This window comes from Streptomyces sp. NPDC015032 (genome assembly GCF_043080425.1).
Taxonomy (GTDB): Bacteria; Actinomycetota; Actinomycetes; order Streptomycetales; family Streptomycetaceae; genus Streptomyces.
The window spans coordinates 94,659-119,632 of record NZ_JBIBVN010000009.1; the positions used below are offsets into that span (position 1 = coordinate 94,659).

Consider the following 24,974-nt stretch of genomic DNA (forward strand, 5'->3'; position numbering starts at 1 on the left):
TGCCGCGCAGACGGCCGCGGCCCTATTACTCCTTCGCTTCCCGAACTATCGGTGGCGAACGCGTCGCGTCCCAGTGCCGCCTGAGACATCCGGCGTCTGAGACACCGGTACAGGTCACATAACACCGTCCAGCGCTGTGCCCGGGCGGAGCTCCATGCCGGCGACCGCCAGGTCCATCCAGTGCTGGGTGACGACCCGCCCGGACCGGGCGTACAGGATCACCGTGTCGTCGGTGCGGCGCAGCACCGTTCTGTGGCCGTCATTCTCCAGACTTTGATGTGTCTCATGAGACACATGGCTACCCACATGACGGCTCCTGCGAGTGCGCGTCTCGGCCTTGGCCTTCTCGGAGAGGGGCTCCGATGACCAGGTCCTCGTTGAGCTTCGCGACCACGGCAGCGGCGAGGGGCGGAGCGTGACAGATAGTCCACTCTTCGACGGAAGCCAGGAAACCGACGAGCTGGTCCTGAACCGAACTCAGGAGTTCCGGCAGCTGAGCCAGAGGCAGATCGATGGGGAGCTCTTCCTGATGATTCCCATCAGGCCACAGCCGGGCGATCGCCCCGACGTACTCGACGCGCGGCGTGGGATCGTGGCCAAGCCACAGCTCTTCTCCGTTCATCAGGTCAAGCCAGTCTCGCCAGTTCTCCAGACCGAAGCAGCATCCAGGCGATGCAGTGACTCCGGTGGCGGTGTTCCGGATCTGCAGGCCGCCGGGAGCGATGACACAGTCTGTTGTCAACAGATGGCTGACCTGCTCCATGCTGTCCTCGGGCTCGAGGGTCTGGCGCTCGTGATCGGTCTTGTTGTAGCTGGTCAGGACTGCCATGGCGGTGCCGATTTCTCGCGCAGACAGTTCGCCGGACAGGGGCAGGAAGTGGTTTGGGGGCGGGTCAGCAATGGGCCACAGCGCAAAGTCGGTGGCGTCGCAGGTCTCCAGCACGGCATCCATGATCAGCACGTCTCCAGTGTCGCTCGTCAGATGGCGTGGACGCCTCGCCATTTCTGGGGCCCGCGTTCTCACCCGCCCGAGCCGCGCTTCCGGGGCAACGGACCGGCAGCAATGGGGGTATGCGTTCCTACGGGCCATCAGGAACGAGGCCGCGCGGTTCGCCCGGCGAGGAGGATCGCGGGGCGACGATCCCCGTCCTGAGATTGGTCGTAGCATGTCAAGAATCATGGTGATGTGCCTTGTTGTCTCCAGGGCGTCATGCCTCAATGGGGCTGCAAGCTTTCCTTGACGGTATGTCAGGGAAATGCGTCCTTCCGGCGTGACGTGGCGAATTGACGTCGCCGGAAATCCCCCCACACGAAGGGCAACCACCATGAGGCATGGCATACGGCGAATCGCTGTCTGCTCCGTCCTTGCCGCGGGCACGCTCGCGCTCGCACCCGCGGCCGACGCGGTCACCCCCACGACCGCCACCGTTTCCTTCGACTGCGGCCTGTACGGCTCGGGCGCCGCGACCCTCACCGCGACCCAGAACGGCACGTCCGCGACCATCGACCTCTCGACGTCGGCCATCACCGCCCCCATCGACGTCGGGGCGAACTCGGTCAAATCGACACTCACGCTTACCAACAAGGGCGCGGGCGCGGTGACATTCACCGGCAGCTCCAACCCTGCCATTCCCGCCGGAAGTCCTGTGTCCACGGGCCCGCTCAGTGGGACCGTCGCGTCAGGGGACAGCCTGGAGGCCAAGTCCCTCAAGGTCGTGGTCATGGGCATCACCGCGACATGCAACGCGACCTCCGCCCAGACGCCCGGGCCTTTCGTGTTCTGAGCCGATCGCCGGGCACCGGTGAAAGCGCCGGTCCGGGGCATCGGTGCGGTCGGCCGGCACCCCCGTCCACGGACGGGGCCACCGGCCGACCGCTCATTCCCGACCGGCACCCACCCGGCGGCGTGAACGCGCTGTACCCGGACGGCCGGGAGGGCTGGAGCGCATCGCGTGTTTCCCGCGGGGCACTGACGGACCTATGGGGAATGCCGATGGTGCGGGCGCCCGGCCGCTCACGGAACGGAGTGGTCCGTCGCGGCCGGTACCGGGCGGTCGGTGGCGTCGGGGAGGAAGGTGATGTGGGGTGCCCCGGTGCGTGGGTGAATGACCACTTCTCCCGCCACCCCGTACACCTCGCGCAGGAGTTCCACGGTGAGTACCTCGGCGGGCGGGCCGGACACGATGACTTCGCCGTCGCACAGCACATGGAGGCGGTCGCAGTAGTACGCGGCCAGGTTGAGGTCGTGGAGTGCGACCAGGACGGTGGCGGGGAGCTGCCGCAGTATGCCGAGGACTTCGAGCTGGTGGCGTATGTCCAGGTGGTTGGTGGGCTCGTCGAGGACGAGCAGCGAGGGCTGCTGGGCGAGGGCGCGGGCGATGAGTACGCGCTGGCGTTCGCCGCCGGAAAGCCGGTCGAAGGAGCGGTCGGCCAGGAGGGCTGCGTCCACGGCTGCGAGGGCCGACTCGATCAGCCGGTCATCCTCGGCGGTGTCGCCGGCGAGCAGACCCTTGTGCGGGGTGCGGCCCATGGCGACGACCTCCCGTACCGTCAGGTCGAAGCCGGCAGTCGGCTCCTGTACCACTGCGGCCAGGGTCCGTGCCAGCCTGCGTACGGGCAGGGACCAGGCATCGGTTCCATCGATCCGTACCTGTCCGGCGTCCGGGCGCAGGACGCGGTAGACGGCGCGCAGGAGGCTGGACTTGCCGCTGCCGTTGGGGCCGACCAGGCCGATCACCTCGCCGGGGCGGGCGTGCAGTGAGACGTTCCGGACGAGGTGGCGTGCCCCGGCGGTCAGGGTGACGCCGTCTACGGTGAGTTCGGTCGCGCTCATCCCACTCCTGGGTCGGTGTTCCGTCGGGCGTCGCGGCGCATGAGCCAGAGGAAGAAGGGACCACCGCACAGCGCCGTGAGCACCCCGACGGGGATCTCCATGGGCGCGGCGACGGTACGAGCGGCGATGTCGGCCCAGATCAGGAAGACCGCTCCGCCCAGTGCGGCCGTCGGCAGCACACGACGGTGGTCGCCGCCTACGAAGAGACGCACGATGTGCGGCAGCATCAGGCCGACGAAGCCGATTGGTCCGGCCGCCGCGACCAGTACCCCGGTGACGAGGGACAGCATGATGAACATGCGGGTCCGGAACCGGGCCACGTCCAGTCCCATCGTCGTGGCGGCCTCTTCACCCGCCAGCAGCAGGTTCAGGTGCCGTGCCTGCACCAGGAGGACGGCGATGCCGAGCAGCAGGGCCGCGCTGGGCAGCCACAACGTGCCCCAGCTGACGCCGCCGAGGCCGCCGAGGGTCCAGGCGAGCACCGCGCGGGCCTCGTGGCCCCGGCCGGCGGTGAGCAGCAGCAGGTCCATCACCGCGGTGAGCACCGCCGCGGTCGCCACGCCGGACAGCACGAGCCGCACCGAGGTGATGCGTCCGCCGGTGCGGGCAGTCGCGTACACCACCACCAGCGAGCCCAGGGCACCGGCGAACGCGGCGGCCGACATCGGCACCGGCCCGAACACACTCGCGCCGAAGACGATCATCGAGACCGCGCCGAGAGAGGCTCCGGAGGAGACGCCCAAGAGGTACGGCTCGGCAAGCGGGTTGCGGATCAGGGCCTGCATGGCGGTGCCCACCACCGCGAGCCCGGCACCGGTCACGGCCCCGAGCAGCACGCGCGGTGCGCGCACGTCGAGGACGATCGTCTCCCGCGCCCGGGACCAGTCGGGATCCGTCCAGTCGGCGCCCAGGGCATGTGTCACGATGCCCCACACCTGGCCGGGCGGCACGTGTACCGAGCCGATGGACAGGCCGGCCGTGGCGGAGAGCACCAGCAGCAGCGCGAGGACGGCCGACGTGAGCGCGAGGGTGATGCCACCCGGCCGGTTCATGCGGCGCCCGCTCCGAGCCGCCGGCGCGTCGGGGGCGTCGGTCTTCGCGGGCGTCCTTGTCACCGGAAGCTCTCGGGATGCAGGCCGCGGGCCAGGCCGTCGACCGCGTACGCCGACCGGATGCCGACCAGGGTCTCGGTCAGCGGCAGCACCACGAACCGCTTGTTCTTGACGGCGGGGACATCGGCGAGTGCGGGCTGCGAGAGCAGGAACTCCTTCTTCTGCTGGACACTTCCGGAACCCGCGTAGTCGTAGATGGCGATGACCTCCGGCCTGCGGGCCACGACCTGCTCCCAGGAGACATCTCCGAAGACGCCGTCGAGGTCCGCGAAGACGTTCCGGCCGCCGGCCAGCCGGATCAGCTCGCTGCCCAGGCCCTTGCCACCCGCGGTGAAAGCCGTCTTGTCGCCGCTGTCGTACACGAAGACGGACACTTCGGCCTTGCCCTCGACCGCCGTGGTGGCCTTGTCGACGCGTCCCCGGAGATCGGCCACCAGCTTGTCGGCGCGGTCCGGGACGCCGAAGATGCTGCCGACGGTGCGGATCTCGTCGTAGGTGTCGCTCATCGTCACCTGCTTCTTGCCGCAGGATTCGCGGTTGAGGTAGGTGTCGATGCCGGCGTCGGCGAACGCCTTGCGGGAACGGCCCTCGTTCTCCGCGAACGCGCTGCCGTAACCGCCGTAGACGAAGTCCGGCTCCGCGTCGAGGACGGTCTCGAAGGACGGCTCCTTCCTCGCCAGTTCGGGTATCGCCTCGAAGTCCTTCTTCAGCCCGGGCAGGACGTCCGAGTCGGGGAAGGCGGTGCCGGCCATGCGGTCCTTCAGGCCCAGGGCGAGCATCAGTTCCGCCGGATGCTGATGGATGGTGACCGCCCGCGAGGGCGGTCTGACGTACGTCGTCTTCACGCCGCAGTTGTCGATGCTGATCGGGAAGCCCTCGACCGGTGACGCGTCGGCCTTCGGGTCCCCGGCGGATTCGTCGCCCGTGCCACAGCCCGCGATCAGCAGGGTGGTGGACAGGGCGACGACCGCGGCGACGGTGCGCAGGGCACGACGGGGGAGGGCATGGGGGAAACAGGGGCGGCGGGGTATGCCGAAGTACACGTAGAGCCTCCTGGGGAGTCCGCGCTCCTCAAAACGGGCCCGCGACAGGCCAGTGTCCTGACTCCCGGATCGACGCTCCCCCCGCCTTCCCGCGCAGGGCGCAGGGGCATGTCGAAGGGTTGTACTCCCCGGTCACAGTGGCGGGACCGTGCCGGATTCGCACCGGCTTCCTGTCTCCCGTCGCGGCGATGACCTGCCGATATTACGTTTCAACGAGGCTGCCGCACAAAGGGCGCCCATGTGAGTGATCGCACGTCGCCGAACGGGTTCGTCCTTGGGAAGGCGGAGCCGCAGGACGTACAGCGCGATGTGGACCGCTTTCCGCCGGCGAGGCCTCGCGAACGGGCAGCGACCGGTGGCCGGGATGCCCCTGCCCGGCGAGGCGTCCGCGCCTCGCGCGACGATGCCCGATGCAGCCGTTGACCCTACGGTGGTGGCATGGCGGTGATCAGCGGTTGGAGGCGATGGACGCGGCCCCGGATCGGTGTGATGGAAGCACTGGGCCTGGCTGCGCTGTTCCTGTTGTCGGTCGTGGCTTCCTCGGTCGTACCGCACGAGCACACGGTCTCCTTGCGGTGGCCTGCCGTGGTGCTGGCAGGTGTCGGTTGCTCCGCGCTGGTGTGGCGCCGGCAACACCCTTTCGGCGTACTGGTCGTCGCGGTTGGCTGCGGGGTGGCCTTTCAGGTGCTCGGATTCCGCGAGAGCCCTCTGGTGATCAGCCCGGTCCTGGTGTCGGTCTACACCGTGGCCGCACTGACCGACCGGCGTGCCACCTGGACCGCGGCAATATTCGCGGCTTCCGTTCTGGTGGGCGTCGCCGTGCTGTGCGACCCGCACGCATGGCTGGCCCCCGACAACGCGGCGATGCTGGCGTGGACGGCGCTGCCCGCCGCGGTCGGGGACGGGCTGCGCTCACGGCGGGCCTATGTGGCGGCCGTGGAGGAGCGGGCGGAACACGCGGAGCGCACGCGTGAGCAGGAGGCGCAGCAACGGGTGGCGGCCGAACGGGTGCGGATCGCGCGCGAGCTGCACGACATCGTCGCGCACCACATCGCCTTGATCAACGCGCAGGCAGGCGTGGCCGTCCATCTGGTGGAACGGCGGCCGGAACAGATCGTGGCAGCCTTGGAGGACATCCGGGACACCAGTCGGTCCGCGCTGGACGAACTGCGGGTGACCGTGGGGCTGCTGCGGCAGTCCGACGACCCGGTGGCGCCGCGTGACCCGATGCCCGGCCTGGCGCGCGTACCGGCGCTTCTGGCCTCGTTCGAGCGCGCCGGTCTGACCGTGAGCCATACCCGGCGGGGCATCGCCGAACCGCTGGCGCCGACGGTCGACCTGGCCGCGTACCGCATCGTCCAGGAGGCCCTGACGAACGTGCACAAGCACGCCGGTGCCGACCATGCCCGCTTGTTCCTGCACTACCGCCCCGAGCGGCTGACGATCACCGTCGAGGACGACGGACGGGCCGGACGGGACCACACCCGTCCGGGAACGGGGCACGGGCTGATCGGGATGCGCGAGCGTGCTGCCACGGTCGGGGGCCGGCTGTACGCGGGAGTGCGCCCGGAGGGCGGATTCACCGTGACGGCCGAACTTCCGCTGCGTCCCGGCCTGGTGATGGGCAAACCACCGAGGAGAGACGGGAATGACGGTTCGCGTACTGCTTGCCGATGACCAGGCCCTGCTACGGGGCACCTTCAAGATGCTGTTCGACTCCACCGACGACATGGAGACGGTGGGGGAGGCATCCAACGGGGAGGAGGCGCTGGAACTGACACGTACGGAGCGCCCCGATGTGGTCCTGATGGACATCCGCATGCCGGAGATGGACGGCCTCGACGCCACACGGCTCATCAGCGAGTCCGAGGACCTCACCGCGGTGAAGGTGCTCATCCTGACCACCTTCGAGGACGACGAGCACGTCGCCGAGGCTCTGCGCGCCGGTGCGAGCGGCTTTCTCGGCAAGGGGGCCCGGCCCGAGGAGCTTCTCGACGCCGTCCGCACGATCGCCGCCGGCGAGGCACTGCTGTCCCCGTCGGCGACGCGTGCGCTGATCAAGCGCTTTCTCGCGCAGCCGGATCCGTGCCCGGCGGGTGTGCACGAGCGGTTGGAGTGCCTGACGCGGCGGGAACGCGATGTCGTGGGGCTCGCGGCACTGGGGCTGTCGAACGACGAGATCGCAGAACGTCTGTTCGTCAGTCCACTGACTGCCAAGACCCACGTCAACCGGGCCATGACCAAGCTGGCGGCCCGCGACCGGGCCCAGCTCGTCGTCATCGCCTATCAGTGCGGCCTGGTCAGTCCGGCAACGGAATCCGGGCCTCCACAGGAGCCTCTGTAGGCGTCGGCGCGGTATGTACACGTCGTCGCAGTCGTAGGCAGTCGTGGCGGATACCGCAGCCGTGGTAGCCGGGAATCGCTGCGGCGGGACGACGCGCCGGGGGCCGTTCCTGGGCGAAGGTGGGAAGGCGAACGGAGGTTTCGCCATGATCGAAGTCCACTGCCCGGTTGAGCGGTACAGCACCGGATCGACATCGACGACCGCGGTCGTCGCCGCAGTTCTCGGCGGCCGGACGGTTCTGTTCGTGGCCGTCCCCGATACGGCGACGGCACCTCGGGCAGACCGGTCGCTCCCGCCGCGTGCGCAGCCGCCCGTCCCGGGCATCACCGCCCGGATTCTCACCGGAGCGACGCCTGCTCCCGGAGGGCAGCGGCAGTCGCCACCCGATGTCCTCGCCGGTTCCGGAGCTGCCCCCGTTGCGGGGCCACACTCCGCCGGATCCCGGACCTCGCGCCTTGCGAAGGCACAGCGACACACCGGCGCCCAACGGCAGCCGCGGGACTGAAGGCGGCCTCGACGCCCCCGCCCGGCGGCCCGGCGTCCCCTTCTCCCGGACACTCACGCCCGACCCCGTGGCCTCGACGACCGCGTGACCGGTATCCCAGCTCAGGAAGGACACCCTCCCATGCTCACTGCAACCGAGAAGCGCCGCACGATCGGTGAACGACCGGCCGAAGACCACGGCCTCGAGGCCCCTGCGGCCGACGAGGCGAGCACGGTGGGAGCCCAGCTGGAATCCGGCTCCACGTACCGGGACGGGCACGACTGCGGTGCGGCCCTGCCCGTACACCTGCTCCTCCTCCGCGACGCCCTGGCCGACACTGCCGGCCGGCACAGGGGGACTTCCGGGGACGGCCGGGCCGAGCACCGCCACATGGCACCCTGCCGACGCAGTCCGGCCCGCACGGACGGGGCCCCGCAGCTCACCCTGTCCCAATGGGTCAGCAGGACCGCCAGGATCGGGGACCAGAGCTGATGTGAAGGACCGGAGCCGACATGAAGGACCAGAACCGACGTGAAGGCAACGACGAGCCCGGGGCGGCCCGGCACCCGGCCCCGGGCCGCCCGACAGCCGGACGCGGCGAGGCGGCCGCCGCCCGATCGGCGGACCCTCCACTCGGCGTGCGAACGTGCCGCCCAGGCCCGCTGGGTACCGCGATGTCGGAAATCGTTCGCTGCCGGACGCCGGACGCCGGACGCCGGACGCCGGACGCCGGACGCCGCCGCGCGTCCGTCGGCCGGGCCCTGTCCTGTCCGGGCCCTGTCCGGGCCGTCATCCCAGCAACTGCGGGGGAACGAATCCCGCCGCTGCGAGGCGGTGCCACAGCTCATCGGGGATCGGGAACCGGGATGCCGCGGCATTCGCCGTCACCTCGGTCGCGGGCCGGCAGCCGACGACGACCGAGGTGACCGCAGGATGCAGGAACGGGAACTGGATCGCGGCTGCGGCGAGCGGGACCTCGAACTCGGCGCAGAGCGCGCGGCACCGCTGTGCGCGGGCCAGTGCCTCCGCGGGTACCGGTCGATAGTTGAACATGGCACCGGGAAAGGGGGCGGCGAGGAGACCGGTGCTGAGGACCCCGCCCACGACCACGGCGGTGCCGGTCTTCACGCACAGCGGCAGCAAGGTCGTCAGCGCGTCGTGGTCGAGCAGGGAGAACCGGCCGGCTATGAGGGCGACGTCCACGTCGAACTCCGCCACGTACGAGGCGAGGGGCCCGCTGTGGTTCATTCCGAACCCGATCGCCCGGACCAGCCCTTCGTCCCGCAGCCGACGCACCGCCGGACAGGCCGTTCGCCGGACCACCTCCGCGTGGTCGTCCGCATCGTGCAGGTACAGGACGTCCACCGACGAGCGCCGCGGGCGTGTCAGGCTCGACTCCAGCGACGTGCGGATCCCGCGCTCCGTCCAGTCGGTCACCACGTCCCCCGGCGCGCCGTCCGGCCCGGGCCGCAGCAGCCATCCGGTCTTTGCGGAGATCACCGGCTCGATGATCCCGGCCGGCGGCAGCAGACGGCCCAGTCGCTCCTCGGCGAGACCGTGGCCGTACCGCGGCGCCGTGTCGAAGTAGGTGATGCCCGCCCGGGCCGCGGCACCCAGCGTCGCGGCCGCGTCCTGGTCGGTCACCTCCTGGAACAGGCCGCCCAGCGGGGCGGTACCGATCCCGAGCCGCGGCAGATCGAAGGGCAGCCGGGACGGCGCCCCGTGCGCCGCAGAGCCGGTCATCGGGTCACCTCCCACGGGGACCGGTAGGTCGGCCGGCCGCCGCGCAACGTCAGGGTCGGGGTCAGCCGCACCCGTGTGGCGCCGGGCAGCTCGACGCCGCAGTAGCGCCCGTCGACGTCCTGCACGGGTCCCTCGTCCAGGCGAACGGTGCACACGAGATGTTCGGCGAACGAACCAGCCTGTACGACCAACGAGCGCGGAGTGCTGCCGAGGTTGACCAGCTCCACCACGGTGTGGTCGGGCCGGATGTCGGACACGAGCGCGGCGACGTCCGCGGGCAGCCCGGGCCGCCGTTCGCCGGCGTCGTAGTAGCGCAGATGCAACTGCGCCAGGCCGCCGTTATAGAGGACCTGCGGGGATCCGGTGGTCAGCTGGGGAACCATGAGTGTGCACCCGCCGCCCATCGCGCGCAGATGCGGCTGCCAGTGTTCGCCGAGGGTGCCCATCTCCCCGGCGCTCCGGTGCTCGGCGTGCCGCAGCACCGCGTCCAGCGGAGTGCGGGCCAGGTCCAGGAAGGACTGGTCGCCGGTCAGCAGCGTCGCGTTGGCCGCCCCGGTGATCGTGGCGGACCCGACCGGTGAGAGCCCGTGCGGCCACGACCATCCGTAGTGGCCGACCACGCCGCAGGCCGGGGGACCGGTGCCGGCCGGTTCTCCGATGAAGGTCGGCCCGATCGGGAGCGCCGGCCAGGGCGCGTCGGCCCGTACACACGAGATGACCGTCAAGATCTCGGTGTACTACCACTCCTGACACCCCGACAGTCCCGGTCACGGGTTCTGGGACTCGTCGGGCTCGTGCGGGGACCGTCACCTGGATATGGCGCCCGTGGGCCGGGTCAGCCCCGGTAGCGGGCGCGGCCCGCAGCGGCGGCGACCGTCAGCGGGACAGTGAGGGCCGCGGCCGTCAGGAACATTCCCTGGTACGCGTGGTGTTCGGCGGGCCCGGCGGCGACAGCGCTGGCCAGGGCACTGCCGGCATAGAGAGCCAGACCGAACATGGCGACGCCGGTGGCTCGGGCCGCCGGGGAGAGACCAGTGGCCCAGGACTGGATCGTGGAGTGCATGAACGACCAGCCGCCGCCGAGCAGTAGCGTGCACGCCACCAGCGCGGGCACAGACCGGCCGGCCGCGGCGAGGCCGAACGCCACCGCCATCTGCACCCCGCCGACTACGATCAGCCGTACCGGTGTGCAGCGCCCGACCAGCCGCTTGACCGTCTGCGCCGCGGCCATCGAGCCCACGCCGTACAGCGCGGACACCGCACCGGCCAGCGTCGCCGAGGCGCCCTGGGACTCCAGGGCCGGTGCGATGTACGTCAAGAAGCCCAGCAGGACGGCGCCTTCGAGCATTGCGACGGCCATGACATACCATTGCCAGCGGGAGCGCAGGACGACCTTGAACGGGGCCAACAGCGCGCCGGGCGCCGGGCGCGGCGGCTCCGGCAGACGCCGCAGGGCGACGGCCAGGTACGCTGCGATCAAGCCGGGCAGGGCGAAGGCCAGACGCCAACTGACGTAGTGCGCCAGTGCTCCGGCAACGATGGTGGCCACAGCGGTGCCCAGTGCGAACGCGGTCATCAGTTCGCTGAGCGGGCCTTGGCGGACCGGGGCGGGCACGGTGTCCCCGATGTACGTGATGGATGCGGCGATGGACGCAGCGAAGAACGCGCCGGCCGCGGCGCGTGCCACGATCAGCACGGTTACGTCGGGTGCGCTCACCGAGCAGAGTGCGGCAACGGCGCCCCCGGTCAGCGAGATCCGCATCACCCGCACCCGGCCGATACGGTCGCTCGTCAGGCCCCAGACCGGCTGCATCAGACCGTAGGCGAGAAAGTAGCCGCCGGCGGCGAGCATCACCGTGGACAGCGAGACGCCCAGCTGGGTGCCGATGAGCAGCAGCATCGGGGTGATGCAGAAGCGGTCGAAATTGCTGGCGAAACCGGCGGCGCGCAACAGGCGCAGCGAGGCGGCAGGCACCGGCGGCGCGGTCGGGCCGGGGGTGCCGGTGGCCGGAGGGGGCGGGAGGGGGGTGCGGGCCGAGTCGGTGGTGTCCATGGGGCTCCTCATGTCGTGCCTGCCGGTGCTTTCGGGCCGGCAGTTCCAGCTCACCACTGCGGGCGATCACAGTGGCCCCGCAGCCGATTACCCTTGCTCACACCCTGTGGAGCACAGTGCCAGGCCCCGGGGTGGATCAGCGTCACGAGGGGGACGGGGATGAACGGGGGCGCACTCAATGGCCCGGCCCGCGAACTGGGCGCGTTTCTGCGCTCTCGCCGCGAGCGGCTGGCGCCCGCTGATGTGGGGCTGCCCGACTCACCACGGCGCCGCACCCCCGGGCTGCGGCGCGGGGAGGTTGCGGAGCTGGCCGGGATCAGCAGTTCCTGGTACGCATGGCTGGAGCAGGGCCGGGTCCGTACCTCCGAGCAGGTGCTGCGGTCGGTGGCGAGGGCCTTGCGCCTCGGCCCGGACGAGACCGCGCACGTGATGTCGTTCGTGGAACACACCACGCCGTCCGAGCAGCCGCCGGGGTGGGTGTCGCGGAACCTGCTGTCGCTGGTGGAGTCGCTGGCGCCGAACCCGGCCGTGGTGCTCGATCCGCACTGGGATCTGCTGGCCTGGAACTCGGGGTACACGGCGCTGCTCACCGACCTGGCACGGTTGGCGCCCAGGCAGCGCAACCTGCTGTGGCTGGTGTTCTGCTGGCCACCGACCCGTACGCTGCTGGCCAGTTGGGAGCCGGAGGCGCGCGGCCTGCTCGGCCAGTTCCGGGCGAAGGTGGCCCGGCACCCGGGGGACAGCCGGTATGCGGAGATCGCCGAGGAGCTGCTGGCCGACCCGGACGCGGCGCGCTGGTACGGCCGCCGGGAGACCTCGGCGTTCCATCCCGCAGTACGCCATTTCCGGCATCCGGTGGCCGGCGATCTGCGGCTGCGGTACGTCAAGCTCGCCGCCGTCGACGAGCCGGGCCACCATCTGCTGGCCTATCTTCCCGACGACCGGGCGACGGAGGAGGCCCTGAGGGGGCTCGCCGGATGAGTCGGCGCCCTTCCTTGCGAGCAGGCGCACGGGCGGCGGTGACGGCCCGACCGCGCCGGTGCGCCGCTGTCGGGCCGTCACCGGCGCACCGCGGACGCTGGTGCGTCAGGAGGTGTGTAACGGGAGGCGAGGTGTCAGCACGTGAGCACTGCCTTCATCACCGAACCGTCGGCGACCGCCGTGAGCGCGTCGGCGTGCCGCTCCAGCGGGAACGGCGTGACCACTTGCAGTACGTGCCGTCCCGCCCCGCGCGGCGGCAGAAGACCTGGGGCCCGAGCCGGACTTCCGGCACGGGCCCCACTGGTTGCGCGTCCGCTAACGGCGGGCGCCCGCCGTCCACTTCGGTGCTCCGTACTGGTAGGCGCCGAGGCTCGGGGCCGGGTCCGTCGTCCCCTCGTTGATGCCGGGCAACGGGATCGCCTGGTTGCGTGCCGGGGAACTCTCCGACAGCCGGTAGTCGCGGTGGTCCGGCAGAGGTGGGTGGAGGCCGATGGCGTACCTCCCCGTGTGACTGTTCCGGCGTATCGCAGCGGGACACGGAAACCGGCTGATCGGAGACAGCCGGCTGTTCCCGATCCGCCGTCGGGCCGGATCAGGAAGCCTCCTGCCCGTCGTCCCAGGCCATCGAGCTCATCTTCCAGCCGGCGGGCGTCCGGACGAACTGAATGGTCTTGCGGCCGGAGCCCTCGAACCACTCGCCGCCGAGAAACCCGGACTTGCGGTACTCGCTGAACCGGTGCGCGATCGAGCCGAAGATTTCGGACCGCTCGGTGACTTCCCATTCGGAGAACTCCGTCAGCGTCCCATCGGTGAGCATCTTCTGCCGGGGCTCGATGAATGTGTCGAGGTCGTAGACGACGGGATCGGCCCCGGTGTTGTGGATGATCGTTCCCTGCGGAATGAACACCTCACGGACGACGTCGACGTTCGGCCGGGTGCCGCCGGTGTTGGTGAACGCGCCGAGGAAGGTGCACATCAACTGGTCGAGCTCGGCCTTGACGCCGGACACGGGTACCCTCCGCTCCTCGGCGAGGACCGACCAGATCTCGATGTCATGCCGAACGCCCCGGTACGGAGAGTGCTGCCGCAACACACCGTCGCGGGTCATACCGAGGCGACGCGCGGCCTCGATGCTGCGGGTATTGCCCGCCGCGACCCACCATTCGATCCGGCTCATCCCGCGTTCCCCGAAGGCCCAGTCGATCAGCGCCCGGCACGCCCGGGTCACCAGGCCGCGGCCGGTCCCGTCGGCCTCCAGCCAGCAGCCGATCTCGCACACCCCGGAAGCGGCGTCGAACTTGGTGAACATGACGCCACCGACCAGCGTGCCGTCCAGCCAGATCCCGTAGATCCGGGCGGTGTCCGCAGCCTGCCTGTCGGCGTACCGCTGGAGGACAGCCGTGGCGGAGGCGAGATCGGTGCTGAGCGTCGCCCAGGGTATCCACGGGTCCACCAGGGGTCGGGCACGGTCGATATGGGAGAGGAACTCCTCCACGTGCCAGGGCTCCAGGGGACGGAGCTGTGCGTTGTCGCCGAGTGGCAGTGCGAACACGGACACCTTCCAAGGTCAGGTACGTAACGAGCGTTAGGTATGTAAGATAACAGCATGCCCCCCGCACCTGGAGACCGTGAAGCCCGCCGTGAAGATGTGTCCCGGGCGGTGTGGCACGTCCTTGCCGACAAGGGATTCGGCGGGCTTACGCTACGCGCCGTCGCCTCCGCCATGGGTGTCTCGACCGGCATGCTCATGCACTACTTCCCGACCAAGCGAGCCCTGGTCGCGCATGCCCTGGATCTGCTGGAGAAGCGCACCGCGGAACGCCCCCGGCGTGAACGTCCCGCCGAGGGCCTCGCCGCCCTGGGAGTCATGCTGCTGGACATCCTGCCGCTGACCGCGGACGACACTGCCCGCAACCGCATCTGGGTCAGCTCCTGGGATCTGGCCCTCGCCGACGATGCTCTCGGCGCGGACCAGGCCGACCGCTACACACGGATGCGCTCGGCGATCCGGCCGCACCTCGAAGCCGCTCGCGACCTGGGCGAGCTGCCCGCGACCGCCGATCCGGAGCAACTCGCCGCCACCGCCGTCGCGTTCACCCACGGACTCGTTGTCCAGGCTCTCTTCGACCCCGGCCGGTTCCCCGCGGACGTACAGATCGCCATGCTCGACGGCTTCCTCGCCTCGATCGCGGTGCCTCGGTCCGACGCCGACGCCGGCAGCCCGGCCCCCGACGAGTGAGGAGGGCCCGGCATCCCGTCGGTCCGGAGGAAGGCAGGCAAACAGGGGACGCGGGGCGGCTCGTGCGGAGCGGGGACCGGTCCAACGGTCCCCGCGGCCGGGTAGGCGCTTCCGTGTGCCCGGAGGTGGTTCAGGTCGTGTTCGTACGATCCGGGACCACGCGGCCTACTGTTGAAGAATGACCAAGACCGAGCATGAGACCGGTCCCCAGGGGGCGCTTGTGTGCCCGGTCTGCAAGCAGCCCCTGGACACCACCATCATGAGACGGCACAAGACTCTCGGAGTCTTCGTGCCCGTGCGGGGCCCGGCCCCCTGCCACAACCCCGACTGCCCCGAATACCTGGAAGAGGCGGAGCGCAGGAGTCCCCAGGATCACTGACATCAGGACAGGACGCCGGGCCGGCTGACCGTGATCGCGGCCCGGCAGTCTGTCCCACGGCGATGCGCGCCGTACGTGGACCGAAAGGCGGCGGAAGGTGCTACCCGTGGCTGTCCCGGCGCCGGGGCCCTGGTGGGCGCGGGGCCGCAGGCAGCCTGGACGGCTCATCGGTACGCCGTCGGCCCGGCAGCCGCCGTGCCGGGCGCACCGAGCCGTCGACGGCTCGCAGCCCACGGGAGTCCATGCTGCGCAGTCCCTCATGTGCCGGGTCGCCCGGGGCCGCGTCTGTCGCGTGCCGCAGCCGCAGCTGGCCCGGCGGACGACCCCGGCAGGTAACGGCCGCGCCACGGTGGCCCGCTTCCGGTCCCCGAGCAGTGCAGCCCAACTCGCGTACCGCTGCCTGCACTCGGTCCCGGGTTCCGGGTCGCACCGCATCCGGGGTCCGGTGGAAGCGTGACACTGTCGCGATGGAGACGCCCGCCCGTGCGGCGACGTCGTACACCGTGGGGGTGCTGATACTGATGCTCAGCCTCTCCTGCCGGTTGGTGGCGCGTAGTTGTGGGGATGCGTTGCCCGGTGTCATGGTGGTCGGGTACTTTTTGCAATGAAAGCGCATTCAACCTAGGTGCGGGCCCCGGCGGCGGGCAAGGAGCCGACTTCTGACTCCGCCGCACCGGGAAGCCGTCGCGACGGCGGGTTTCGACTTCGAGTCCCACCGTCTGCCCCCGCTCGCGCCGGACGGCGACGAGGCGGCATTCGTGGACGAGCCCGCCGTCGAGGAACTGCTCGCGCACGACCAGGAGCTGACACGGGCCATGACCCGGCACGAGGGCGCCCTCCCCTTCGCGGTGCTGCCTGCGCCGCGGCGGGTAAGGGCTGGGGCGCCGAGCTCGGCGCCTGCGAACCGCGTATCGCGCTCATCGAGCAGTGCCAGGCGGCAGCACGACAACGGATTTCCGGTCCCGTCACGGAGGAGCGAAATTGAGCACGTCGTACGAGGAGACGGCTGCGGCGGCCGAGGCTGTCCTGAGGAGAGCCGGTGTGCAGGGAAGGGAGACGGCCCTGTACACACCGCTGTCCGGCGGTACGTACAACACTGTTGTCCGGATCGCTCTGGACCAGGGCCGCGACTGGGTACTCAAGCTGCCGCCGCGTTCGGGGCCAGGTCTCGCCTACGAACGCGCCCTGCTGACCGGCGAGGTCACCTTCTACGAATCCGCCGCGACAGCCGCGGAGGCCGGTGTCGTGCCCCGGGTCGTCGCCGGCGAGACCGACGCCGACCCCTACCTGATCATGACGGCGTGCCCCGGGGATCCCTGGCATGAGGTCGCCGACTCCCTGGAGGAGTGCGAACGGCTGCGGCTGCGGGAGGAGTTGGGCCGACTGGTGGCGCACCTGCACGCGGTCACCGGGCCAGGATTCGGCTACCCCGCGCAGCCGCTGGGGCCCTTGACGTCCACCTGGCGGGAGGCGTTCACCGCGATGACCGGCGCCGTCCTGGACGACGCGGAGCGGTACGCGGCACGGCTGCCGCGTACCATCGCCGCGATCCGGGAGACGCTCGCCGCCGCATCGGACGTACTGGACGATGTCACTCGGCCCGCGTTGGTCCACTTCGACCTGTGGCAGGGCAATCTGCTGCTCGCGGGGCCGCCCGGCGGCCGTCGGCTCAGCGGCCTGATCGACGGCGAGCGGATGTTCTGGGGCGACCCGGTCGCCGACTTCGTCTCGCTGGCGCTCTTCGCCGACATGGAGGACGACAAACCCTTCCTGACCGGCTATGCGAGCGCCGGCGGAGAAGCCGTGTTCGACGACTCGGTGCGCCTGCGGCTCGCGCTCTACCGGACCTATCTCTACCTGATCATGCTGGTGGAGGTGGAACCCCGGCAGGCTTCGGCCACCGACCGGGCGTGGGCGTGGAGCCATGTGGGCCCGCAGCTGGTCTCGGCCCTGGAGGACGTGGAATCGGGACTGCGCGGCCGCCGCCGGTGAGCGCGGTGCTCACGTCGGGGGCTGCCCTGCGAGTGCACGTACCAGGGCTGCGCCTGCGTACGGGGCGGTGCGCACCACGCGTCGTTCGATCTGGTACGTGCGGTACGCGCTGTGGTGAGCAAGCCCGGCGGCGGCACCCTGCTGGACTTGCTGCGGTCGGCCACCCCTTTCGCGCTGCTGGAGCCCTCGGGCGAACACGAGGTCCACAACGCCCAGTTGTGGTGCGATCTGGGTTTGGAGTGCGCCCGGTGGTGCGAGGTCCGCAACGGACCGCGTCATCCGCCGCCCCGGGTCCTCATACTCACCATCTGCCGGGACGAGGGATTCCTGCCCGGATCGATCAGGCACGCACGCAACCCCAACGTCGTGCACGGGCTGGTGCTCGCGGGGCGCGGCATCCACCTCAACGAGGCGTCGGCTGCACAGCTTGTGGGCGGACTGGTGTGACGGCCGTTGGAGGGGGAGACGCTCGCATGGCTGACCTCGGTGGTCTGGGTGCCGAGCCGGCACAACGAGGCGATCGTCTCGTTCACCGAAGCGGTCTCGGAGAGCCTCGCCGAGGCCGGCCACCACATCGCGCACATGGCTTTGTCGAGCTGGACGATGACGACGTCCAGGAGGAATGACGGGAGGCCCTCTGGGTCACTCACCGCCGCGCTCGACCAGACCGGATGTCAGCCAGCTGTGACCAGCGCCGTGTCGTACTGCTGGCGGCCCCGAACTGGGCACAGGTGTCAGGTGCCGGACCTGAACGCGCCAAGAGGCCACACGACGTCGACGGCCAACCCGGCCAGGCGGGCCGCGGCCACGGTGTCTGCCGTACCGCCGCCACGACTTGTGGGGGCGCTGCCGTCCCAAACGGCGACGAGGTGGTCCGCGCCCTGGAGAAGTCGGCGATTGGCCGCTTCGTAGGCGGCGTGGCCCGCGTGCTCATATGGCAGGACCACCACTTCGGCGGCGGCGTCGAGCAGAGCGTCGAACTCGGCGAGGTCTGCGGGGCGGACCACCGCTTCCCGGTAGTCCCGGGACGGGATGATCGCCGACAGTCGGCCTCCGAGCGAGAGGATCTCCTCGGCGAAGAGCGTGTCGGCACCACGGGCCAAGCACGAGCACCCCACCAGCGCGTCGTCACGCAGGTCGGCCAGTAGCTCACGGAGGTCCGTGCGGATCCGACCGACTGCCTCGTCAACCAGGTCCATGTGCCCGGTGACGGCGATGGTGACCATGTGACAACCCGCTTCCAGCCGAGGCGATTTGCCCTTCACCCTAACCCGCTCCGGTGGCGGTGAGAGTGGGCGGCAGCAGATGCCGCCGCCGTCACAGCGCGACGGCGGCGAAGCCCAGAAAGTAGGCCACAGCGAAGAGGAGAGGGATCCAGCGTTCGACACGGTTGAGCGGGAGATAGACGCGCCAGTCCCGCCCCTCGCCGAGGGCACGCCATTCGGCGGCCACGAAGGCGCGGGCCGGCAAGCGCTCCTCAAACGCTCCGATCACCTCGAACTTGCCTTTGTTCAACTGCTGGTAGGAACGGACGGTGATCCACCAGGTGGCGCACATGCCCAGCAGGACCAGCAGGGCTGCGAGCGCGAGTGCGACCGGAGTCCCGCGGTGGTGCTCCTGGGACAGCCAGGTGCTGAGGAAGACGAGCAGCGTGCTGTGGAGGGTCAGGAAGAAGGTGTTGGCGAGGTTGCGCCGGGAGCTGACCCGGTCGGCCATTTCCACGCACAGCTTGTACTGCTCGAAGACCGCGGCGTGATAAGTCGAGGCCGGGTCGCGGAAGTTCTCCGCGCCGATGTCCTCGTTCCACAACGAGTCACTGATTCCGGCCATGCTGGCATTTCCCCCGTAGTTTTGTCACCGTGCGCTCGTACAGGCCAGGACCGCGACCGGCGGGCGACGGCCATGAGGCGCCCGCGCCGCCGCGTTCGCAGCGGTGCGCGCCCCGTTCCCTCACACCGCGTTCTGGGCATGCCTGTGGGTTTGCCACGCGGTGACGCGCCTGACGATGAGGATGATAAGCAGGCCGGCCACCACGTAGAGCGCCGTGAGCAGGGTGGACACGTTCGCGTTGGACAGCACGTCCTGCTCGCTGTCGAACTTCGAGGACATGCGCCATTGGATCGGCCTGACGACGATGTTGGCGACCATGAACAGCGCCCACCAGGCGCTGACCAGAGTGACGGGGACGGGCCGCCGGGGGGCACTGGCCCGCCAGACGTCCGACACGACCTGGTACGGGATCCACAGGTTGGCTACCGGGACCGTCCAGCTGCCCACCACCCAGCCCCGGGCCCGGCGGTGCGCGGCGGCACCGCTCATCAGCTCGGAGTTGATCCGGGCCCGCCACAGCCAGACGAGCCACGCGATGCCAGCCGCGCCCCCCATCAGCACCCACGCCCAGAACGACCCCAGCTTCGCGAGGACATCGGAGTCGGCGGCCAGCAGGTCCGCGGCCGTCGCCCTCCCGGCCAGGTAGTCATGGACGAGGAAGTAGATGCGCCAGTTGCCCACCGTGACCAATACCTGATTCACGAGCACCAACGAGATCAGTACCGTCACGACGGTGGCCGCCCCGGTCACTGCTCTGGGCCGCTCCGCGGCGAGCGGGCTCGCGTTTGTCGGCATGCCTTGCTGTGGACCGTCCATGATCTTCCCCCGAAGATTGTCGACCCGCCGTGTATTGCGTGGGACCGGGATGCTCTTGGCCGCTGCCTTGTTGTATCCCCGGTTTCCTGGGATGTCATGCGGGATGGTGGCAACGGAACGGCACTAACTGATACCGAGGAGTTGCAGCGCCCGGCCCACGAGCCAGCCCAGCAGGGCCAGGACCGTGACCAACGCGAACCCTTTCCATAACGACGTCTGCGTGGCGAAGGTGGCCCGCCAGGCCATCGTCCGTCTGCGGACCCCCACGGCCGCCAGGGCGTCCTTGACGGTGCGGGCCAGGTGGTGCGCGGGCGTGAACATGGTCATCGACACGAAGCCGGCCTTCACGGCGCGGGCCGCGCGGCGCACCAGCGCGCCCCGCGGGAGCTCGGCACGGGGCACGGGCCCCACCGGGTGCACCCGGGGCGTCCACTCGGGGTCGAAGGTGATGACGGCGCCGGTCCAGGGATCTCCCCCGGCCACCTCGGCCAGCCGGGACGAGGTCGGCAGGTGTTCGTCCAACCGTTCGGCCAGCTCCAGCCGTTCGGCCTGCCGCGACAGTCCGCCCGGCGTCAGCAGGACGAGCTTGCGCGCGGGCTGGGTGTCGCGGGCCTGCTGGACCTCCCACCACAGCCCGTCGCCCAACCCTAAACGCAGCACGATGAGTTGGGACAGTTCCATCAGCCGCAGCACCGTCGGCTGCCAGTCGTCGAGCGGCAGGTAGAACCGCGCCGAGCCCAGCCGCGGCAGCGGCTCCCCGGGTCTGCCCACCGCGATCACGGGGCCGACGGCGCCCAACGCCTCCGCGAGCTGCTCCTCCCGCGAGTGGATGCTGACGAACGCGGACGAGTCGTCGACCTGGGCCGCGGTGTCGTCGTCGGTGAAGCTGCGCAGGTAGAGCACGGGTTGGCGGCCGTCGGCCAGCAGGGCCTGGGCCGCGCCGCGCGCCGAGCGGGGGCGGGTGTAGCGCAGGATCAGGACCCCGGCACCGATCGCGGCCAGGCCGCCAACCAGCCACCCCATCATGGTCATCGGTGGCACGGTGTAGCCCTGCCGCTGCGCCGTGCCCACGGCGATGACGCCCGCCGCGAGCAGTACGTATCCGGCGCCACTGGCCAGCAAGAACACCGGACGCCGCCACCACGGCTGACGCGGGGCGAACCAGCTGACCACCTTGATGATCTCCGCGGCGCCCGACCGGCGCCGCCGCCGCAGCCACAACGCCGGCCCGAGCAGCACCACAGCGGGCACCGCCCAGTACAGCGCGGCCGCGCGCGACGAGCCGAGTTTCCGGTCGAGCCGCTCCCGGTCTCGTCGGACATCCGCCGCCAGCCCGGCGACCCGCTCGCGGGCGAGGGAGACCCGACTCTTTTCGACGTCACTGGTGGCGGAGGAGACCGCCGAGCGACTCGCTCCCGACGGGGCGTTCTCCTTGAACCAGGTGTCGCCCGCTCGGATCTCGGCGCGCGCGGACACCTCCCCGGCGGCATAGCGGTCCAGCGCGGCGGTGAACGCAGCGGCCCGTGCCGGGGCACCGCCGAAGTGGTCGCAGGCCCGCAGGTCCATGCCCGCGGTGATCGCCAGGTGCAGCGCGACATACGCCGTGACGATCGCGACCGCCGTGATCAGCCGGGCCAACGCCCGTAAGTGTGAGGACACCTCAGCCCACCCCCATCCAGCCGACACCGCGACCCGGCTCGGACCGCGTTCCGTACTACCACCTCGCCCCACGGACTGTCAGCCCCGACTTCTGTGACACTGGGCGATTCTCAACCTGCGGCTGACGGCCGCGAACAAGGGTGTCTGGAAAGCGTCCGAGCTCCAGCGCCGCGAACCCACAGGCCTCTAGGGGTCCCGGTAGTACTCGCCGCAAATACAACGGAGTAGCCCCTGACCTGCGGGTGGTCCCCGCTCTCCTTCAGCCGCCGCCAAGGGCGTTGACGCGGTTCTCGTACTCGCGGCGCGCCTTGCGCTGTGCCGGGATCGCCGGAACGCCCTGGATGCCGTCGAGGGGCTGGCAGCGGGCGAGGAATTGGCGGTGGGGCGAGGGGTACGCGGTGCGTACAGCGTCGGTCTTGTCGGCCGGGATGGCGGGGCGGCGCCCGCCCTTGTTGCCCTTCGCCTCGGCGGCCCGCTGCTCGCGTAGGCGAGCAGTTCGCCGAACTCCGGGCGCCGGAGCGGGCGGAGGCGGCTGGAGGTGCCGGCAAGCCACCTGGGGAGGTCGAGGATCGGGGCGTTGCGGTGATGACGTACGGGCCCCCGCGGACTACGGAGCCGGGGCCGATGAGGTAGCCGCTGCTGCGGAGCTTGGGCCCTCGCAGATCGGTCCCGGGTCCGCGGGCAGGGCGCCCACCGGAGATGCTGCCGATGGTGCACCTCGTGGTGGGCGGAAGTCTTCCTTCGCTTCGCGGATCGCGAATTCCGGTCCGTGTGCGCCGATCGTTGGCATCCCTACTACTCGGTGGTACCGTATAGTGGTACTCGGTAGCACGCAGTACCGAGAGGGCCTGAGGAGGACTCGCGATGGACGACCTGACGGAGATGCTGAAGGGCACGCTCGAAGGGTGTGTGCTCGAAATCATCGGCAGCGAGGAAACCTATGGCTACGCCATCACTCGTCAGCTGAACGAGCTCGGCTTCGCCGACGTCGTCGAGGGGACGGTGTACACCATCTTGCTGCGACTGGAGAGGAACAAACTCGTCCAGGTGACAAAACGGCCATCCCAGGTCGGTCCGCCGCGCAAGTTCTACGCACTCAACGACGCCGGACGCGAGGAACTCGCGAAGTTCTGGACGAAATGGCAGTACGTCTCATCACGCATCGACAGGCTCAAGGAGGGCGGGAGATGAACTTCTGGGAGACCATCACAGGCAGCGATCTCACCAGGGATTGGAAGGCGTTCGAAGCCCGGGCCGAGGCCCTGCCGGACGACTACCGGGCGGCCTGGGAACAGATCAAGTGCCACCTCTTTCCTCATGGGGACTTCACCGGCCGCAGCCTGATGCCGATCCTCGACGCCGCCCTGGGGCTGCTCGAAGGAACAGCGGCGGACGGGCAGAGCGTCCACGAGGTCCTCGGCGACGACATCCGAGGCTTTTGCGCGGCGCTGGCCGGTGGAGAAGGGGCTCGAACCTATCGCGACCGGTGGCGCGAGCAGTTGAACAGGAACGTCGCAAGGAAATTGAGCCGGCTGGGAGGCTGACGTGGGCATCCAGGACATCATCGAGGGCAAGAAGCAGTGGCGGGCGCACATGGCTCGGGTCAAGGCGCTCCCGCCGGACTACCAGATCGTCTACAAGGAGATGCAGAAGTACCTGTTCAAAGTCGGACCGATCGACCTGTCTGACGGACCTCTGCTCCCCGGGATCGTCGACTTCTTCGAGGAGGGCGTCGCCGCGGGCAAGGGGGTCCTGGAACTCATCGGCAACGACGTCGCCGCATTCTGCGACGACCTGGTCAAGGACTCACGCACCTATGCGGACGTCTACCAGGAGTCCATCAGCGGGGAACCTGGCACAGCCGAGAAGTAGCACCCGTCGCCTCATGCCAGTGGGCGCAGCCCGTACGCGCGGTTCGTTCGCCTCGGCGCAGCGCGAACAGGCGCCGGCCGACCGGCCACCAGAAGCCGCCGCAGATCCCGTCCACCGAGGCAGTCGATCAGGCCGTCACTCACACGACCAGGTGGAACACATGACAAACCACAGCGCTTCCTCAACCGATTCGAAGTGGACCGGCATGGTGCCGGTGGACGATACGGCCCTGGCCGTCACCGACACCGGCGGTTCCGGCATCCCCGTGGTCTACCTCAACGGCCAGTTCGCCACGCAGGGGTACTGGCGGCGGGTCATTGCCGACCTGGGCAGAGGGTGGCGGCACATCACCTACGACGAGCGGGCCCGCGGCAGGAAGTCACAACGTTCGGCGGACTACTCTTTCGAGGCCGCCGTCCGGGATGTCGATGCCGTGCTCGCGGCCCGGGGCGTGGACCGGGCGCTGGTGGTGGGCTGGTCCTACGGAGCGTTCGTCGCGGCCCACTGGGCCAGCCGCAATCCGGACCGTGCCATGGGTGCGATCCTCGTCGAGGGCGCGCAGCCGTACGACTGGCTTACCGAGGACTTGGAACAGGGGATCCGGAAAGCGTTTCGGCGGTGGGGCTGGTTCATGCCGCTGCTGCGCCCGACGGGTCTGACCCCGCGGATGACCGCTGAACAGATGGCGAACAGCAACATCGAGCTCGGGAAGCTCGCCCGCGTGCGTGATCTGGGTCCCGTCCTTGACGACATCACTGTCCCGGCGCGGTATGTGGTTGCTTCGGGGGAGTCCTTCGGCAGCCAGGGTGGGCACGAACAGATACGCACCAGCCTCCCTGCGGTGACCGAACGCAACCCGAACATCCAAATCAGTGCGAAGGTCCCCAGCAACCACGGTGCGATCCTGCGTAAGGACTTCCGCGCCGTCGCCGATGCCGTACGTGAGGTCGCCGCCCTCGACAGCAGCGAGCGCTGAAAAACGCGGCTGACGGACTGGCGACAGCCACGCCGTACCAAACACTCGGTCAGCAGGCATGGCGGGACTCCGGCGCGGGGCGGGCGGCTATCGATCGCTGGCGTACGAGGGTGGGGCACGGCAGCGGGCAGGTCGAAATCGAGGCCTCGGTCACGCTGGCGTCGAACGACCGCGGCTCACCCCAGGAAGTCACCCTGGATTCCCCAGTGGCCTCCTGCCAACTTCTTCCTCCCGGTGCTCCTCCCACTGGGCGGGCTTGAACAGGTAGGCGGCCGGGGCTGCCGTACCGGCGTGAGCCCGGTACATAAACGTCCCCCGCGCGCAGGCCTCACGCAGCGCGAGCAGCGTGCACAGCTCCCAGTAGGGCGTGTCGGCGTCCAGGCCGCGCAGGAACTTCAGCGTCTCGACCTCGCCACCCATGCTGTTGGGCGACGCCTGCACCGGTCCGGTGACCAGCCGGTGCAAGCGCGAGGTCTTCCACTTCGGGTCGCCGACCAGCAGCCCGTCCAGGCCCTGCGCACGTCCGCCGGTCAGCAGGTGGGCCACGCGGGCGTGGGTCTCCCGCTCGGCAGCCGCACGGGCGGTGCCGGCTTTCCCCAGCAGCGTGACCACGCCCGG

The 24,974-nt window shown here is 70.0% G+C and carries 28 protein-coding genes, 1 pseudogene and 1 riboswitch; of the genes and pseudogenes, 13 read left to right on the forward strand and 16 right to left on the reverse strand.

What is annotated here, in order from left to right; all coding sequences use genetic code 11:
- Positions 1-114: 114 nt before the first annotated feature.
- Together ACF08M_RS15765 and ACF08M_RS15770 are read right to left on the reverse strand one after the other, a co-directional pair.
- A complete protein-coding gene (locus ACF08M_RS15765; protein ID WP_392185814.1) occupies positions 115-306 on the reverse strand; it encodes a hypothetical protein in 192 nt (63 codons plus the stop codon).
- Positions 299-961 (reverse strand): hypothetical protein, encoded by a 663-nt coding sequence (locus ACF08M_RS15770; protein ID WP_392185815.1) that lies wholly within the window; start codon positions 959-961, stop codon positions 299-301. The genes ACF08M_RS15765 and ACF08M_RS15770 overlap by 8 nt, the downstream gene beginning before the upstream one ends.
- A gap of 364 nt (positions 962-1,325) precedes the next feature.
- Here ACF08M_RS15770 and ACF08M_RS15775 point away from each other — a divergent pair, with 364 nt between their 5' ends.
- Entirely contained in the window at positions 1,326-1,784 is a 459-nt protein-coding gene (locus ACF08M_RS15775; RefSeq protein WP_392185816.1) for a hypothetical protein, read from the forward strand.
- Positions 1,785-2,014: 230 nt separating this feature from the next.
- On the opposite strand, the gene ACF08M_RS15780 is transcribed toward ACF08M_RS15775, so the two are convergent.
- Genes ACF08M_RS15780 through ACF08M_RS15790 form a run of 3 tightly spaced genes read right to left on the reverse strand, consistent with a single transcriptional unit; the run spans position 2,015 to position 4,988 of the window.
- Positions 2,015-2,833: an ABC transporter ATP-binding protein gene (locus tag ACF08M_RS15780; protein WP_392185817.1), complete on the reverse strand. Its 819-nt coding sequence runs from the start codon at positions 2,831-2,833 to the stop codon at positions 2,015-2,017.
- Positions 2,830-3,885, reverse strand: coding sequence for a FecCD family ABC transporter permease (locus ACF08M_RS15785; protein ID WP_392185818.1), 1,056 nt, complete (start codon positions 3,883-3,885; stop codon positions 2,830-2,832). Before ACF08M_RS15785 ends, ACF08M_RS15780 begins: the two co-directional genes overlap by 4 nt.
- Positions 3,886-3,944: 59 nt before the next feature.
- A complete protein-coding gene (locus ACF08M_RS15790; RefSeq protein WP_392185819.1) occupies positions 3,945-4,988 on the reverse strand; it encodes an ABC transporter substrate-binding protein in 1,044 nt (347 codons plus the stop codon).
- 29 nt (positions 4,989-5,017) lie between these two features.
- Positions 5,018-5,200: riboswitch (cobalamin riboswitch) on the reverse strand.
- A gap of 226 nt (positions 5,201-5,426) precedes the next feature.
- On the opposite strand from ACF08M_RS15790, the gene ACF08M_RS15795 reads away from it, so the two are divergent.
- The 3 genes from ACF08M_RS15795 (at position 5,427) to ACF08M_RS15805 (ending at position 8,308) form a co-directional block, all read left to right on the forward strand.
- Positions 5,427-6,665, forward strand: a complete 1,239-nt coding sequence (locus ACF08M_RS15795) for a sensor histidine kinase (RefSeq protein ID WP_392185820.1) — start codon at positions 5,427-5,429, stop codon at positions 6,663-6,665.
- Positions 6,637-7,332, forward strand: coding sequence for a response regulator (locus ACF08M_RS15800; RefSeq protein ID WP_392185821.1), 696 nt, complete (start codon positions 6,637-6,639; stop codon positions 7,330-7,332). Before ACF08M_RS15795 ends, ACF08M_RS15800 begins: the two co-directional genes overlap by 29 nt.
- Before the next feature lie 625 nt (positions 7,333-7,957).
- Positions 7,958-8,308 carry a zf-HC2 domain-containing protein gene (locus ACF08M_RS15805; protein WP_392185822.1) on the forward strand — a complete coding sequence of 117 codons (351 nt, stop codon included), beginning with the start codon at positions 7,958-7,960 and terminating at the stop codon, positions 8,306-8,308.
- 297 nt (positions 8,309-8,605) lie between these two features.
- On the opposite strand, the gene ACF08M_RS15810 is transcribed toward ACF08M_RS15805, so the two are convergent.
- From ACF08M_RS15810 to ACF08M_RS15820, 3 genes are all read right to left on the reverse strand, one after another.
- Positions 8,606-9,559, reverse strand: a complete 954-nt coding sequence (locus ACF08M_RS15810) for an aldo/keto reductase (protein WP_392185823.1) — start codon at positions 9,557-9,559, stop codon at positions 8,606-8,608.
- Positions 9,556-10,284, reverse strand: a complete 729-nt coding sequence (locus ACF08M_RS15815) for a hypothetical protein (protein ID WP_392185824.1) — start codon at positions 10,282-10,284, stop codon at positions 9,556-9,558. Before ACF08M_RS15815 ends, ACF08M_RS15810 begins: the two co-directional genes overlap by 4 nt.
- Positions 10,285-10,394: 110 nt before the next feature.
- A complete protein-coding gene (locus ACF08M_RS15820; RefSeq protein ID WP_392185825.1) occupies positions 10,395-11,612 on the reverse strand; it encodes an MFS transporter in 1,218 nt (405 codons plus the stop codon).
- Positions 11,613-11,771: 159 nt separating this feature from the next.
- On the opposite strand from ACF08M_RS15820, the gene ACF08M_RS15825 reads away from it, so the two are divergent.
- Complete coding sequence (locus ACF08M_RS15825; RefSeq protein ID WP_392185826.1) at positions 11,772-12,593, forward strand: helix-turn-helix transcriptional regulator; 822 nt, start codon at positions 11,772-11,774, stop codon at positions 12,591-12,593.
- 592 nt (positions 12,594-13,185) lie between these two features.
- Here ACF08M_RS15825 and ACF08M_RS15830 read toward each other — a convergent pair.
- Complete coding sequence (locus ACF08M_RS15830) at positions 13,186-14,145, reverse strand: GNAT family N-acetyltransferase (RefSeq protein WP_392185827.1); 960 nt, start codon at positions 14,143-14,145, stop codon at positions 13,186-13,188.
- A 54-nt stretch (positions 14,146-14,199) separates the two neighbouring features.
- Between ACF08M_RS15830 and ACF08M_RS15835 the strand changes: the two genes are divergently transcribed.
- Entirely contained in the window at positions 14,200-14,832 is a 633-nt protein-coding gene (locus ACF08M_RS15835; RefSeq protein ID WP_392185828.1) for a TetR/AcrR family transcriptional regulator, read from the forward strand.
- Between the two features lie 178 nt (positions 14,833-15,010).
- A complete protein-coding gene (locus ACF08M_RS15840; protein WP_392185829.1) occupies positions 15,011-15,211 on the forward strand; it encodes a hypothetical protein in 201 nt (66 codons plus the stop codon).
- A gap of 352 nt (positions 15,212-15,563) precedes the next feature.
- Here the strand turns inward: ACF08M_RS15840 and ACF08M_RS15845 are convergent.
- A pseudogene (locus tag ACF08M_RS15845) lies at positions 15,564-15,728 on the reverse strand (LacI family DNA-binding transcriptional regulator); the annotation flags it as partial.
- A gap of 464 nt (positions 15,729-16,192) precedes the next feature.
- Here ACF08M_RS15845 and ACF08M_RS15850 point away from each other — a divergent pair.
- Together ACF08M_RS15850 and ACF08M_RS15855 are read left to right on the forward strand one after the other, a co-directional pair.
- Complete coding sequence (locus ACF08M_RS15850) at positions 16,193-17,203, forward strand: phosphotransferase family protein (RefSeq protein WP_392185830.1); 1,011 nt, start codon at positions 16,193-16,195, stop codon at positions 17,201-17,203.
- Between the two features lie 111 nt (positions 17,204-17,314).
- A complete protein-coding gene (locus ACF08M_RS15855) occupies positions 17,315-17,650 on the forward strand; it encodes a hypothetical protein (RefSeq protein ID WP_392185831.1) in 336 nt (111 codons plus the stop codon).
- A gap of 287 nt (positions 17,651-17,937) precedes the next feature.
- Here ACF08M_RS15855 and ACF08M_RS15860 read toward each other — a convergent pair whose 3' ends face one another.
- The 5 genes from ACF08M_RS15860 to ACF08M_RS15880 form a co-directional block, all read right to left on the reverse strand.
- On the reverse strand, positions 17,938-18,429 hold the full coding sequence (locus tag ACF08M_RS15860) for a hypothetical protein (RefSeq protein WP_392185832.1): 492 nt from the start codon (positions 18,427-18,429) through the stop codon (positions 17,938-17,940).
- A 91-nt stretch (positions 18,430-18,520) separates the two neighbouring features.
- Entirely contained in the window at positions 18,521-19,033 is a 513-nt protein-coding gene (locus ACF08M_RS15865) for a hypothetical protein (protein WP_392185833.1), read from the reverse strand.
- A 120-nt stretch (positions 19,034-19,153) separates the two neighbouring features.
- Positions 19,154-19,828, reverse strand: coding sequence for a DUF4328 domain-containing protein (locus ACF08M_RS15870; RefSeq protein WP_392185834.1), 675 nt, complete (start codon positions 19,826-19,828; stop codon positions 19,154-19,156).
- A gap of 144 nt (positions 19,829-19,972) precedes the next feature.
- The gene (locus tag ACF08M_RS15875; protein WP_392185835.1) at positions 19,973-21,487 is read right to left on the reverse strand and encodes a transferase; all 1,515 of its coding nucleotides are present in this window, start codon (positions 21,485-21,487) and stop codon (positions 19,973-19,975) included.
- 280 nt (positions 21,488-21,767) lie between these two features.
- The gene (locus ACF08M_RS15880) at positions 21,768-22,061 is read right to left on the reverse strand and encodes a hypothetical protein (RefSeq protein ID WP_392185836.1); all 294 of its coding nucleotides are present in this window, start codon (positions 22,059-22,061) and stop codon (positions 21,768-21,770) included.
- A gap of 311 nt (positions 22,062-22,372) precedes the next feature.
- Here ACF08M_RS15880 and ACF08M_RS15885 point away from each other — a divergent pair, with 311 nt between their 5' ends.
- The 4 genes from ACF08M_RS15885 to ACF08M_RS15900 all read left to right on the forward strand — a co-directional run bounded on the left by ACF08M_RS15885 (position 22,373) and on the right by ACF08M_RS15900 (position 24,356).
- Positions 22,373-22,699 carry a PadR family transcriptional regulator gene (locus ACF08M_RS15885; protein ID WP_392185837.1) on the forward strand — a complete coding sequence of 109 codons (327 nt, stop codon included), beginning with the start codon at positions 22,373-22,375 and terminating at the stop codon, positions 22,697-22,699.
- Positions 22,696-23,052: a DUF1048 domain-containing protein gene (locus ACF08M_RS15890; RefSeq protein ID WP_392185838.1), complete on the forward strand. Its 357-nt coding sequence runs from the start codon at positions 22,696-22,698 to the stop codon at positions 23,050-23,052. The genes ACF08M_RS15885 and ACF08M_RS15890 overlap by 4 nt, the downstream gene beginning before the upstream one ends.
- Position 23,053: 1 nt before the next feature.
- Positions 23,054-23,380, forward strand: coding sequence for a DUF1048 domain-containing protein (locus ACF08M_RS15895; RefSeq protein WP_392185839.1), 327 nt, complete (start codon positions 23,054-23,056; stop codon positions 23,378-23,380).
- 160 nt (positions 23,381-23,540) lie between these two features.
- On the forward strand, positions 23,541-24,356 hold the full coding sequence (locus ACF08M_RS15900) for an alpha/beta fold hydrolase (protein ID WP_392185840.1): 816 nt from the start codon (positions 23,541-23,543) through the stop codon (positions 24,354-24,356).
- A gap of 189 nt (positions 24,357-24,545) precedes the next feature.
- Here ACF08M_RS15900 and ACF08M_RS15905 read toward each other — a convergent pair whose 3' ends face one another.
- Entirely contained in the window at positions 24,546-24,968 is a 423-nt protein-coding gene (locus ACF08M_RS15905; protein ID WP_392185841.1) for a hypothetical protein, read from the reverse strand.
- Between the last annotated feature and the right edge of the window lie 6 nt (positions 24,969-24,974).